Annotated in this window: 10 protein-coding genes and 1 pseudogene; 8 read left to right on the top strand and 3 right to left on the bottom strand. The window is 72.7% G+C overall.

Annotation, left to right across the window (positions count from 1 at the left end; translation table 11 throughout):
• A pseudogene (locus JS521_RS36930) lies at positions 1 to 533 on the bottom strand (hypothetical protein); the annotation flags it as partial.
• Positions 534 to 782: 249 nt separating this feature from the next.
• On the opposite strand from JS521_RS36930, the gene radA reads away from it, so the two are divergent.
• Together radA and disA are read left to right on the top strand one after the other, a co-directional pair.
• Entirely contained in the window at positions 783 to 2,204 is a 1,422-nt protein-coding gene (radA, locus tag JS521_RS28705) for a DNA repair protein RadA (RefSeq protein ID WP_205085867.1), read from the top strand.
• Between the two features lie 80 nt (positions 2,205 to 2,284).
• The gene (disA, locus tag JS521_RS28700) at positions 2,285 to 3,409 is read left to right on the top strand and encodes a DNA integrity scanning diadenylate cyclase DisA (protein WP_205085866.1); all 1,125 of its coding nucleotides are present in this window, start codon (positions 2,285 to 2,287) and stop codon (positions 3,407 to 3,409) included.
• 307 nt (positions 3,410 to 3,716) lie between these two features.
• Here the strand turns inward: disA and JS521_RS28695 are convergent, their stop codons facing one another.
• Positions 3,717 to 4,466: a hypothetical protein gene (locus JS521_RS28695; RefSeq protein WP_205085868.1), complete on the bottom strand. Its 750-nt coding sequence runs from the start codon at positions 4,464 to 4,466 to the stop codon at positions 3,717 to 3,719.
• Between the two features lie 303 nt (positions 4,467 to 4,769).
• Between JS521_RS28695 and JS521_RS28690 the strand changes: the two genes are divergently transcribed.
• From JS521_RS28690 to cseC, 5 genes are all read left to right on the top strand, one after another.
• The gene (locus tag JS521_RS28690; RefSeq protein ID WP_205085865.1) at positions 4,770 to 5,684 is read left to right on the top strand and encodes an iron-sulfur binding domain-containing protein; all 915 of its coding nucleotides are present in this window, start codon (positions 4,770 to 4,772) and stop codon (positions 5,682 to 5,684) included.
• 159 nt (positions 5,685 to 5,843) lie between these two features.
• The gene (locus tag JS521_RS28685) at positions 5,844 to 6,515 is read left to right on the top strand and encodes a SigE family RNA polymerase sigma factor (RefSeq protein WP_205085864.1); all 672 of its coding nucleotides are present in this window, start codon (positions 5,844 to 5,846) and stop codon (positions 6,513 to 6,515) included.
• Positions 6,516 to 6,631: 116 nt separating this feature from the next.
• The gene (locus tag JS521_RS28680) at positions 6,632 to 7,300 is read left to right on the top strand and encodes a hypothetical protein (RefSeq protein ID WP_205085863.1); all 669 of its coding nucleotides are present in this window, start codon (positions 6,632 to 6,634) and stop codon (positions 7,298 to 7,300) included.
• Positions 7,301 to 7,456: 156 nt separating this feature from the next.
• Complete coding sequence (gene cseB / locus JS521_RS28675; protein WP_205085862.1) at positions 7,457 to 8,170, top strand: two-component system response regulator CseB; 714 nt, start codon at positions 7,457 to 7,459, stop codon at positions 8,168 to 8,170.
• Between the two features lie 76 nt (positions 8,171 to 8,246).
• A complete protein-coding gene (gene cseC / locus JS521_RS28670) occupies positions 8,247 to 9,584 on the top strand; it encodes a two-component system sensor histidine kinase CseC (RefSeq protein WP_205085861.1) in 1,338 nt (445 codons plus the stop codon).
• Positions 9,585 to 9,858: 274 nt separating this feature from the next.
• On the opposite strand, the gene JS521_RS28665 is transcribed toward cseC, so the two are convergent.
• Positions 9,859 to 10,572 carry a M23 family metallopeptidase gene (locus JS521_RS28665; RefSeq protein ID WP_205085860.1) on the bottom strand — a complete coding sequence of 238 codons (714 nt, stop codon included), beginning with the start codon at positions 10,570 to 10,572 and terminating at the stop codon, positions 9,859 to 9,861.
• A gap of 456 nt (positions 10,573 to 11,028) precedes the next feature.
• On the opposite strand from JS521_RS28665, the gene JS521_RS28660 reads away from it, so the two are divergent.
• The gene (locus JS521_RS28660; RefSeq protein WP_205085859.1) at positions 11,029 to 11,382 is read left to right on the top strand and encodes a trypco2 family protein; all 354 of its coding nucleotides are present in this window, start codon (positions 11,029 to 11,031) and stop codon (positions 11,380 to 11,382) included.
• Positions 11,383 to 11,519 lie beyond the last annotated feature (137 nt).

Below are 11,519 nucleotides of genomic sequence, written 5' to 3'. Positions count from 1 at the left end.
GGCTGGGGTACGTAGCTGTTTGGGGCGGGTCCGGCGGGCGGGGTGTGCTCCGGCGTGCGCCGGGCGGGGTGCGCCCCCTTGCCGGTCCCGGGGGCCTTGGTCGTACTCGTACCGGCTTCGGGGGTCTTGGCCGTACCGGCTCCGGCGGCCCCGGCCGTACGGCTCTCGGACGCCTTGGCCGTGCGGGGCGGCTTGGTCGTTCCCGAGGGCCTGCGGTGGGCCTGGCGGCCGCGCCTGCGCTCGGTGAGCGCCCGCAGACAGGCCCAGCGGGCCAGTGCGTACAGCCAGGATTTACGTTCCTCCTCGGCCGCGGGGCCGCGGGAGTCCTGCCGGACCGCGATCGCCAGGACGGCGCCGAGCGCTTCGGTGGCCGCGTCATGGTCGCAGAGCACGGAGAGGCAGTACGTGAAGAGGCCGTCGAGATACGGCTCGTAACGTGCGGGCGGTCGCTGTGCCGGGGCGTCGGGTCCTCGGCGGTGCGCCCGGTGTGCGCCGGTGGTGTGCGTCGGGGTCTCCAGCCTGCTGCTCGTCACCCGGCGACCGTAGGCAACGGAGCGCATGCCTCAAGCGCCCCTTGAGTACATTTAATCCTTACGGGTGAATGTATCCCTCGAAAGAGTTGTGAAAGCGGACAGAGATCCCGGATTCCGCCCGTAGCGCTCTGCAGCACTCCGGGGTGCTACCGAGTGCTTCCGTGCGCCCTGCGCGCGGAGGGAGCGGAGAGCGCGGTGCGCGCCGACCGCCGGGGCGGCGTTGTCGTACCCCACCTATACGGTGACGCCATGGCTGCCCGTACGAAATCCGCGAAGGACCGGCCGTCCTACCGCTGCACCGAATGCGGCTGGACCACCGCCAAATGGCTCGGCCGTTGCCCCGAGTGCCAGGCGTGGGGGACGGTCGAGGAGTTCGGCGGCGCCCCCGCCGTGCGCACCACCGCCGCAGGCCGGGTCTCCACCGCCGCCCTGCCGATCGGCCAGGTCGACAGCCGGACGGCCACCGCCCGCTCGACCGGCGTCGGCGAGCTGGACCGGGTGCTGGGCGGCGGGCTCGTGCCGGGGGCCGTCGTGCTGCTGGCGGGCGAGCCGGGTGTCGGCAAGTCGACGCTGCTGCTGGACGTGGCGGCCAAGGCGGCGAGCGACGACCACCGCACGCTCTATGTGACCGCCGAGGAGTCCGCGAGCCAGGTCCGGCTGCGGGCCGACCGGATCAAGGCGATCAACGACCACCTCTACCTCGCGGCGGAGACGGACCTGTCGGCGGTGCTCGGACATCTCGACGCGGTGAAGCCGTCCCTGCTCGTCCTGGACTCGGTGCAGACGGTCGCCTCGCCGGAGATCGACGGCGCACCCGGCGGGATGGCCCAGGTCCGGGAGGTCGCCGGGGCGCTGATCCGGGCCTCCAAGGAGCGCGGGATGGCCACGCTGCTGGTCGGCCACGTCACCAAGGACGGCGCGATCGCCGGGCCCCGGCTGCTGGAGCACCTCGTGGACGTGGTGCTGTCCTTCGAGGGCGACCGGCACGCCCGGCTGCGGCTGGTGCGCGGCGTCAAGAACCGTTACGGGGCGACCGACGAGGTCGGCTGCTTCGAGCTCCACGACGAGGGCATCACCGGCCTCGCCGACCCCTCGGGCCTCTTCCTGACCCGCCGCGACGTGGCCGTCCCGGGCACCTGCCTGACGGTGACGCTGGAGGGCAAGCGGCCCCTGGTGGCCGAGGTGCAGGCGCTCACCGTCGACTCGCAGATCCCCTCGCCCCGGCGCACCACCTCCGGTCTGGAGACCTCCCGGGTCTCGATGATGCTCGCCGTGCTGGAGCAGCGCGGCCGGATCAGCGCGCTCGGCAAGCGGGACATCTACAGCGCGACGGTGGGCGGCGTGAAGCTCACCGAGCCCGCTGCCGACCTGGCGATCGCGCTCGCGCTGGCCAGCGCGGCCAGCGACACCCCGCTCCCGAAGAACCTGGTCGCGATCGGTGAGGTGGGGCTCGCGGGCGAGGTCAGGAGGGTCACGGGGGTGCAGCGGCGACTGGCCGAGGCGCACCGTCTGGGCTTCACCCACGCGCTCGTCCCCACGGACCCGGGGAAGGTTCCGGCCGGTATGAAGGTCACGGAAGTCGCCGACATGGGCGACGCTCTGCGGGTCCTCCCGCGCCGGTCTCGTCAAGAGGCGCCGCAGCCTCGTCAGGAAGAGAACGCGCGCCGGTAGACTTTGCCCTGGTCTCGCCCGCCAGTGGACACGGCATGGGGGACGCAAGGGCACCGCAAACCTGTGACCGGAGGAGTGCAGTGGCAGCCAACGACCGGGCGACGACGCCCGGAAAGTCCGGCCAAGGCACCGGTAACGAGGCGCTGATGCGCGCCTCGTTGAGCGCGGTCGCGCCCGGTATGGCCCTGCGGGACGGCCTGGAGCGCATTCTCCGCGGCAATACCGGCGGCCTGATCGTGCTGGGCATGGACCGGACCGTCGAGTCGATGTGCACCGGCGGATTCGTGCTGGACGTGGAGTTCACGGCGACGCGCCTGCGCGAGCTGTGCAAGCTCGACGGGGCGCTGATCCTGGACAAGGACATGACCAAGATCCTGCGGGCCGGCGTGCAGCTGGTCCCGGACGCCTCGATCCCCACGGAGGAGACGGGCACCCGGCACCGTACGGCGGACCGGGTCTCCAAGGCGTGCGGCTTCCCCGTCGTCTCGGTCTCCCAGTCGATGCGGCTGATCGCGGTGTACGTGGACGGGGAGCGGCGGGTCCTGGAGGAGTCCTCCGCGATCCTGTCCCGGGCCAATCAGGCGCTCGCCACGCTGGAACGGTACAAGCTCCGCCTGGACGAGGTGGCGGGCACGCTGTCCGCGCTGGAGATCGAGGATCTGGTCACCGTCCGGGACGTGACGGCGGTGGCGCAGCGCCTGGAGATGGTGCGGCGGATCGCGACGGAGATCGCGGAGTACGTGGTCGAGCTCGGCACCGATGGGCGGCTGCTGTCGCTCCAGCTGGACGAGCTGATCGCCGGGGTGGAGCCGGAGCGGGAGCTGGTGGTCCGGGACTACGTGCCCGAGCCGACGGCGAAACGGTCGCGCACGGTGGCCGAGGCGCTGACGGAGCTGGACGCGCTGAGCCACACGGAGCTGCTGGAGCTGCCGGTGGTGGCGCGGGCGCTGGGCTACAGCGGCTCGCCGGAGACGCTGGACTCGGCGGTGTCGCCGCGGGGCTTCCGGCTGCTGGCGAAGGTGCCGCGGCTGCCGGGGGCGATCATCGAGCGGCTGGTGGAGCACTTCGGTGGTCTGCAGAAGCTGCTGGCTGCGAGCGTGGACGATCTCCAGACGGTGGACGGGGTCGGCGAGGCGCGGGCCCGCAGTGTCCGCGAGGGGCTGTCGCGGCTGGCGGAGTCGTCGATCCTGGAGCGGTACGTCTGAGGTCTGGCCGCGCGTTCTCAGCCCGTCCGGCGTTTGAGGGCTGAGCCCGGGCGGGCCACCTACAGCCCGTTCGGCGTTTGAAACGGAACCCCTGCGCCACATCCAGCCCGTCCGGCGATTGAGGACGGAACCCTGCGCGTGGGTGAGCCGTGCCCACACGGGCTGGCCCGGGCCCGTAGGTGCCTCGCTCGTCCACGTGAACGGTTCCGTCCTCAAGCGCCGGACAGGCTGGGATCGCCGCCCGGCCCCATCGGTGCAGCGCCGGACGGGCTTGAGTGGTCGCCGGGCGGGCCGAAAGCCGGGTGGGTCAGTCCTTCGCCAGGACGAAGGACGCTCGCTGGACCGCCTCGCCCGGCGCCTTCGCCTCCAGGAGGTACGTTCCCGGGCCCGCCTTCCCCGCCGGCGGCGTCGCACAGCCCGGCGCGGACAGGGCCCGGTTCCAGTCCACCGTGTGGATCACCGTCGCACCCGCCGGGACCTTCAGGAACAGCGGTCCCGCCTCCGCGGGGCAGTCCTTCGAGGACCAGATCGGGTCGTCGTCCTCGCCGCCCGCCTCCGTCACCGTGAGCACCGCGCTCTTCGGGCCGAAGTCCGCCTTGCACGCCGCCGACGACGTGTTCTTCGCGATCAGTTCGAACTTCGGCTTGTCGTCGGGGCCGTAACTGACCTTCGTCCGCAGGCTCAACTGCACTGCCCCGGCCTTGCACTCGGGGAGCGGGGAGCCGGCAGGGACCTGCTGGCCCGCCGAGCCGCCGCCGCCCGAACCCGCGCCGGACGAGTCCGCATCACCCGTGCCCGTACCGCCTGTTGACGCCCCGTCGGACGAACCGCCGTCGCCCTCGCCGCCGGCGGACTCACCGGAGCCGCCGGAGCCGCCCGAACCGCCGGAGCCGTCCTCGTCGTCCGACTCGTCGCGGCCGCCCGGCTGTTGACTGATCGCGGGGCCGGAGCTGCCCGGCCCCGGGGTGATCGACTCGACCGGGTCGGAGCCGCCGGGCTTGCCGTCGTCACGGCTGCCTCCACCGCCTCCGGACGTCACCGCCCAGGCGATCAACACGGCGAGCAGCGCAACCAGAAGTCCCGCTACCGCCCTTCGTCGCCAGTAGATGCTGGAGGGAAGCGGACCGACCGGATTGCGCATAGATCCCACGGCCCGAACTCTACGAGAGATCCGGGCCGACTCCGGCCCCACCCGCCGCTCCGCTCACAAGTTTTGCCGATCATCATCACGGGAAAGGCGTCGCGAGCCGGTCACAGGGGACAGAACGGGTGGCGTTGCCACCTCCTGGGCCGCCGCGCGGGCCGACACTCCCGCGCCCGTGACGCCCGCCCCGCCTTCCGTGCCAGGATCGTCAGTGCCATGACTGCCTTGACTTCGACTTCACCTCAGACGCCCCCCGCCGCCGCCTCCCTCCACACCCCCGTCATCGGGTGGTTCGAGCAGCACGCCCGCGATCTGCCCTGGCGCCGCCCCGAAGCGGGCGCCTGGGGCGTGATGGTCAGCGAGTTCATGCTGCAGCAGACCCCGGTGAGCCGGGTCCTGCCGGTGTACGAGCAGTGGCTCGCCCGCTGGCCCCGCCCCGCCGACCTGGCCGCCGAGGCGCCCGGTGAGGCGGTCCGCGCCTGGGGCCGGCTCGGATACCCCCGCCGCGCGCTGCGCCTGCACGGGGCCGCGCAGGCGATAACGGAACGGCACGGCGGCGATGTGCCGAGCGAGCACGCCCAGCTGCTGGCGCTGCCCGGGATCGGCGAGTACACGGCGGCGGCCGTGGCCTCGTTCGCGTACGGACAGCGGCACGCGGTGCTCGACACGAACGTCCGCCGGGTGTTCGCCCGCGCAGCCACCGGGGTCCAGTACCCGCCGAACGCGACGACGGCCGCCGAGCGCAAGCTCGCCCGGGCGCTGCTGCCCGAGGAGGACGAGCGGGCGGCGCGCTGGGCGGCGGCCACGATGGAGCTGGGCGCCCTCGTGTGCACCGCGCGCAACGAGGACTGCGACCGGTGCCCGATCGCCTCGCGGTGTGCCTGGCGGCTGGCCGGGAAGCCCGCGCACGAAGGTCCGCCGCGCAAGGGGCAGACGTACGCCGGGACCGACCGCCAGGTGCGCGGGCGGCTGCTGGCGGTGTTGCGGGACGCGCTCAACCCCGTCACCCAGGCCGCGCTGGACGCGGTGTGGGAGGAGCCGGTGCAGCGGGCCCGGGCGCTGGACGGGCTGGTGGCCGACGGGCTGGTCGAGCCGCTGGCGGACGGCCGGTACCGGCTGCCGCTGACCTGATCCCGCCACGTCCCCGGGGCGCCGGGGACGCGCTGTTACACAACCGATGGGCAGCCGTGCACCGGCCTACGGCTGCTCCGCACATCGCCGTGACACCGCCTCCGTAGCGTCTCCGACAGCAGTGAACACGGGGAAACATCGGGGACGGAGGCGGTTGTCATGGCGCAGGGCGAGGTGCTCGCGTTCGAGGACTACGTACGCACACGGCAGGACGCGCTGCTGCGCAGCGCGCGTCGGCTGGTCCCGGACCCGGTGGATGCCCAGGACCTCCTCCAGACCGCCCTGGTGCGCACGTACGGCCGCTGGGACGGCATCGCCGACAAGTCCCTGGCCGACGCCTATCTGCGCCGCGTCATGATCAATACCCGTACGGAGTGGTGGCGGGCGCGCAAGCTCGAAGAGGTCCCGACCGAGCAGCTGCCCGACGCGAGCGTCGAGGACGGCAGCGAGCAGCGCGCCGACCGCGCCCTCCTGATGGACATCCTGGGGATTCTGGCTCCGAAGCAGCGCAGCGTCGTCGTGCTGCGACACTGGGAGCAGATGAGCACGGAGGAGACGGCCGCGGCGCTCGGCATGTCGGCCGGTACGGTCAAGAGCACGCTGCACCGGGCCCTGGCGCGGCTGCGCCAGGAGCTGGAGAGCCGTGAGCTCGACAGCCGCGAGGCGGTCGCCCGGGAGACCGGGGGCCACCGGAGCGCGGCGCCGGCCGCCTCCGCCCGTGTCCCCGCCCAGCGGTCGCCGCTCACGTCGGTGCCGGGGTCGGGGACGCACACACCGGCGCAGCGCAACGGGCGTCACGACGAGCGGGGGATGGAGCGGTGCGCGGCCTGAGTGGCAGCAGCAGCGGAGGGGGCGGCGGCTTGAGCGGGCCCTCCCCGAGCGGCCCCGGGGGCCCCGACGACGACGGGCCGGGGAGATCGGGCCGGTCGCGGAGATTCCGGGGCGGTATGGCGGCGGGTGGCACGGCCTTGGCCGGACTCGTCGCCTTCGGGCTGTTCGGCGTCGGCTGCTCCACGGGCGGCACCGGCACCCGGGACGAGGGCCCCGCCGGCAGTCAGCCGGTCGCCCAGATCACCCAGCGGCCCAGCCCCTCCGGCACGACCCCGGCCGTCCGGCGGGTCGACGCCGTACGGCTGCTCAAGAGCGACCCCAAGGTGGGCGAACGCGTCCGGGAGGGGCTCAAGCCCTGCGCGGGCAAGGCCTATCCGGTCGACACCTCCTACGGGTCGATGACCGGCGGCCGGGCCGCCGACGTGGTGGTCAACGTGATGAGCTGCGCCGACTCGGTGAGCGTCGGAACGTATGTGTACCGGGCGGACGACGACGGCTCGTACAAGAACGTCTTCGCGGCCGAGGTCCCCGCCGTCTACGGAACGATCGACCGGGGCGACCTGGTGGTGACGACCCAGGTCTACGGGTCGAAGGATCCGCTGGCCTCCCCCTCCGGCTCGGAGGTGGTCACCTACCGTTGGGCGAGCGACCGCTTCACCGAGCACGACCGGGTGCACAACGACTTCAGCCGTGCCGTCGAGGGCACGGACGGCGACCTGCCCGTGCAGTCGGAGCCGGTGGGACCGGACCCGGCGGACGAACCGGCGGAGCCGGACAGGAGCTGACACCGGGCGTCGGCTCCCCCACCCGGAGCCGGACAGGAACTGGCACCGAGCGGTGAGCCGACGCCCGGAGCTGACGCCGGGCGGGGAGCCGACGCCGGGCAGGAACGAAGGCGCGCCGGTGGAACCGGGCGGGAACGGAAAGCGAGAAGCAGCCCCATGGCCGAGACCCACGTCCTCTTCGTCGAGGACGACGACGTCATCCGCGAGGCCACCCAGCTCGCCCTGGAGCGGGTCGGTTTCACGGTCACCGCGATGCCCGACGGGCTCTCCGGCCTTGAGGCGTTCCGCGCCGACCGGCCGGACATCGCCCTGCTCGACGTGATGGTGCCGGGCCTGGACGGGGTCAGCCTGTGCCGCCGCATCCGCGACGAGTCGACCGTACCGGTGATCATGCTCTCCGCCCGGGCCGACTCGATCGACGTGGTGCTCGGCCTGGAGGCCGGAGCCGACGACTACGTCACCAAGCCCTTCGACGGGGCGGTCCTGGTCGCCCGGATCCGGGCGGTGCTGCGCCGCTTCGGCCACGCGGCCGGGCCGGACGGCGCGGGGCAGGGCGGTACGGAGGGGGACGACGAGGCGCTCGGCGGGGTGCTGGTCTTCGGCGATCTGGAGGTCGACACGGACGGCATGGAGGTGCGGCGCGCCGGTGAGCAGGTGGCGCTGACGCCCACCGAGATGCGGCTGCTGCTGGAGTTCTCGTCCGCGCCGGGCACCGTCCTGTCCCGCGACAAGCTGCTGGAGCGGGTCTGGGACTACGGCTGGGGCGGGGACACCCGGGTCGTGGACGTCCACGTCCAGCGGCTGCGCACCAAGATCGGCCAGGACCGGATCGACACGGTCCGCGGCTTCGGCTACAAGCTGCGCGGATGAAGCGGCCACAAGCGCAGCTGAGGCAGCCGCGGGTGCGGCTCAGGCAGCAGCAGGTGGAGCGGCCGGTGGTGGGCCCATGAAGCGACTGGCCCTGCGGACCGGTGTCCGCTGGAAGATCAGCATCGCCATCGCGGCGGTCGGCGCGCTCATCGCGGTGGCGCTGAGCCTCGTGGTGCACAACGCAGCCCGCGTCTCGATGATCGAGAACGCCCGCGAGGTACAGCTGGAGCGGCTGCTGGGCGCCCAGCGCTTCTACGAGGCGACGAGCATGCAGAGGGGCGGGCCGAAGTTCGGGGCGAAGCTCAACGACCCGACGATCCCGCAGACCCTGCGCGAGGAGGTCCGCAAGAACCGCCGGGCCACCCATGTGGAACAGGGGGCCGACGGGGTTCCCGAGGTCTGGGCGGCCGTGCCGCTGGCCAACGGGGACGTGCTCTCGCTGCACACCCGGTTCGCGGACCGCTCCGCCACGATCATGGACGACCTGGACCGGGCCCTGATCATCGGCTCGGTCTCGGTGGTCTTCGGCGGCTGCGCGCTCGGGGTGCTCATCGGCGGCCAGCTCTCGCGCCGGCTGCGCAAGGCGGCGGCCGCGGCGGGCCGGGTCGCCCAGGGGCAGACGGACGTACGGGTCAGGGAGGCCGTCGGCGGGGTCGTCCGCGACGAGACGGACGAGCTGGCGCGGGCGGTCGACGCGCTGACCGACGCGCTGAACGAGCGGATCGAGGCGGAGCGCCGGGTCACCGCGGACATCGCCCATGAGCTGCGTACCCCGGTGACCGGGCTGCTCACGGCGGCCGAGCTGCTGCCGCCGGGCCGCCCGACCGAGCTGGTCCGGGACCGGGCCCAGGCGATGCGGACGCTGGTCGAGGACGTGCTGGAGGTGGCCCGCCTGGACAGTGCGTCGGAGCGGGCGGAGCTGCAGGAGCTGCCTCTCGGCGAGTTCGTCAGCCGGCGGATCGGGCTGCTTGACCCCGATGTGACCGTGCAGGTGGTGCACGAGTCCTGGGTCTCCACGGACCCGCGCCGGCTGGAGCGCATCCTCGGCAACCTCCTCGGCAACGCCGCCAAGCACGGCTCCACCCCGGTGGAGGTCACGGTCGAGGGCCGGGTGGTACGGGTCCGCGACCACGGCCCCGGCTTCCCGGAGGAGCTGCTGCGGGACGGGCCGAGCCGGTTCCGTACGGGCTCCATGGACCGGGCCGGCCACGGGCACGGTCTCGGCCTGACGATCGCGGCGGGCCAGGCGCGGGTGCTGGGGGCCCGGCTGACCTTCCGCAACGCGGCGCCCTCGGGTGCGGCGGAGGGCACGGGCGGGGCGATCGCGGTGCTGTGGCTGCCGGAGCACGCGCCGACGGTGACGGGGAGCTTCCCGGTGCTGCGGATGGCGGATCAGCGGCAGGCGTCGGACTGAGCGGCACACCTGCTGGTCCTACGGGAACGCCGACGGCGACCCCGAGGCCCGACGGAGAAACGCCGACGGCGACCCCGAGGAGTGAGCCGTGAGGCTGTCCTCGACGTCGCCGTCGGTCGGGTGACCCGGGCGCACGCCCCGGGTACCGGGGTGTAACGGGTCCACTGAACGCTCTTCGGTTGTGCTGCGCGGCCGCCGGGTGCCGGGCATCGGCGGGTGGTGCCGGGTGCCTACGGCTGTCCGGTCCGGGGCCGCGCGGTTACGCCGGGCCGGATCAGATGGAGACGTGCACCGAGCGGAGGAACGCGGCCGGGTTCAGCGCCGAGCCGTAGTTCGGGGTGGTGCGGATCTCGAAGTGCAGGTGCGGGCCGCTGGAGTTTCCGGTGTTGCCGGACAGCGCGATCTTCTCGCCCGTCTTGACCTTCTCGCCGATCTTCACGTTGACCTTCGACAGGTGCGCGTACTGCGAGAACTTGCCGTTGGAGTGCTTGATCACGATGGCGTTGCCGTACGCGGGGCCGTCACCGGCGCCGTTCGGGCCGGCCTTCACGACGGTGCCGGTGTGGGCGGCCGTGACGGTGGTGCCGATCGGCACGGCGAAGTCCTGGCCGGAGTGCTTGGCGGCCCAGCGGGCGCCGCCGGTGCCGTAGCTGGCGGTCAGCTTGTACTTCTTGACCGGGGTCTTCCAGGAGGCGGCGTTCTTCTTCGCTGCCTTCTTCTTGTCCTCGGCCTTCTTCTTGGCGTCGGAGGCCTTCTTCACGGCCGTCTTCTTCGCCGCGTCCGCGGCCTTGGCCTGCGCGGCCGCCTGCTGGGCGACCGAGTCGGCGGTGGTGCTCGCGGCAAGGGGGGCAGCGGCGGCGGTGCCGCTGGAGGCGAACGCCGTTCCGGCACCCAGCACCACGGTCGCCCCCAGGCCGGCGGCCAGGACGGCGCCACGGACGCGGAAGGCGGACGGGCGGATGGTGTGCTGGTTCGTTGCGCGCTTCATACGAGGAAGTCCTCCGAAGGTGAGTGGACCCGGCGTGCTGTCCGGGCTTGCTCAACCTTGGTAACCCGCACCCCGGCCGATGCTCAAACACCCCATCTACGAAGAAAAGCCGTAGAGAGGGTGGGGGGAATTGACCGAGGTTGTCCCTCCGCGAGGGGGCGGCACCGGCGACGAAATCCTGCGCGCGAAAGACGTTTAACGCCTGTTCCACGGGGCCTTTTCCGGACATGGCACCGCGAAAAGGCCGTATCGCCCAGAACCTCGGAAGGGCCTGCCGACGCCGGGCCGAAGGTCCCGAGGCCGATCACGGCCCTTTCTACTGACCCGGGTAGTAGGCCTGTTTCGGCCTGTGCGCCTTGTCACCGCCGGTGGGACCTTGGTCCTTCCGTTTCGGGACCTTCGGCCCGCTACTTCACTACGCTGACGGGAAAGCGGCACCGCACCCCGGGGGATCCCATGACGGCCGAGAACACCCACGCACTGGACGGCATCGAGCTCGCGGACGCCGTCGCGTCCATCCGTAACCAGCTCATCGACGCGGCGACCCGGGCCACGGACCACCCGGTGTCCTTCGCGGTCGGCGACATCCAGATGGAGTTCACCCTCGAACTGCGCCGGGAGGCCAAGGCGGGCGGCAAGGTGAAGGCCTGGGTGGTCGAGGCGGGCGCGGACGCCGCCCGCACCACGGGCCGCACGCACAAGGTCGCCTTCACTCTGACCCCGCGCAACGCGGCGACGGGCGAGGCGTGGGAGATCGGGACCGAGGACGACGGGTCGACGGCGGGGTTCGGCGGGGCCGGGCAGCGGTGACCTCGGTGCACCTGGCCGACCGTACGGTCGTCGTCTCCGCGAGCCGGCAGGGCAGCGGCGTAATGATCACCGATCGCCTCGTCCTGACCTGCGCCCACGTGGTCAAGTCGGGCTCCGTCCACATCGCCCACCCCGCC

Source organism: Streptomyces durocortorensis (genome assembly GCF_016901035.1).
Taxonomy (GTDB): Bacteria; Actinomycetota; Actinomycetes; order Streptomycetales; family Streptomycetaceae; genus Streptomyces; species Streptomyces durocortorensis.
The sequence above is the reverse complement of the archived record's forward strand: the minus strand, read 5'-3'. Positions and strand labels throughout refer to the sequence as shown.

Excerpts from the sequence above, each read along its gene's own strand:
- radA (WP_205085867.1), top strand. The coding sequence starts at position 783 with ATGGCTGCCCGTACGAAATCCGCGAAGGACCGGCCGTCCTACCGCTGC.
- JS521_RS28690 (WP_205085865.1), top strand. The coding sequence starts at position 4,770 with ATGACTGCCTTGACTTCGACTTCACCTCAGACGCCCCCCGCCGCCGCC.
- JS521_RS28685 (WP_205085864.1), top strand. The coding sequence starts at position 5,844 with ATGGCGCAGGGCGAGGTGCTCGCGTTCGAGGACTACGTACGCACACGG.
- JS521_RS28680 (WP_205085863.1), top strand. The coding sequence starts at position 6,632 with ATGGCGGCGGGTGGCACGGCCTTGGCCGGACTCGTCGCCTTCGGGCTG.
- cseB (WP_205085862.1), top strand. The coding sequence starts at position 7,457 with ATGGCCGAGACCCACGTCCTCTTCGTCGAGGACGACGACGTCATCCGC.
- cseC (WP_205085861.1), top strand. The coding sequence starts at position 8,247 with ATGAAGCGACTGGCCCTGCGGACCGGTGTCCGCTGGAAGATCAGCATC.
- JS521_RS28665 (WP_205085860.1), bottom strand. The coding sequence starts at position 10,572 with ATGAAGCGCGCAACGAACCAGCACACCATCCGCCCGTCCGCCTTCCGC.
- JS521_RS28660 (WP_205085859.1), top strand. The coding sequence starts at position 11,029 with ATGACGGCCGAGAACACCCACGCACTGGACGGCATCGAGCTCGCGGAC.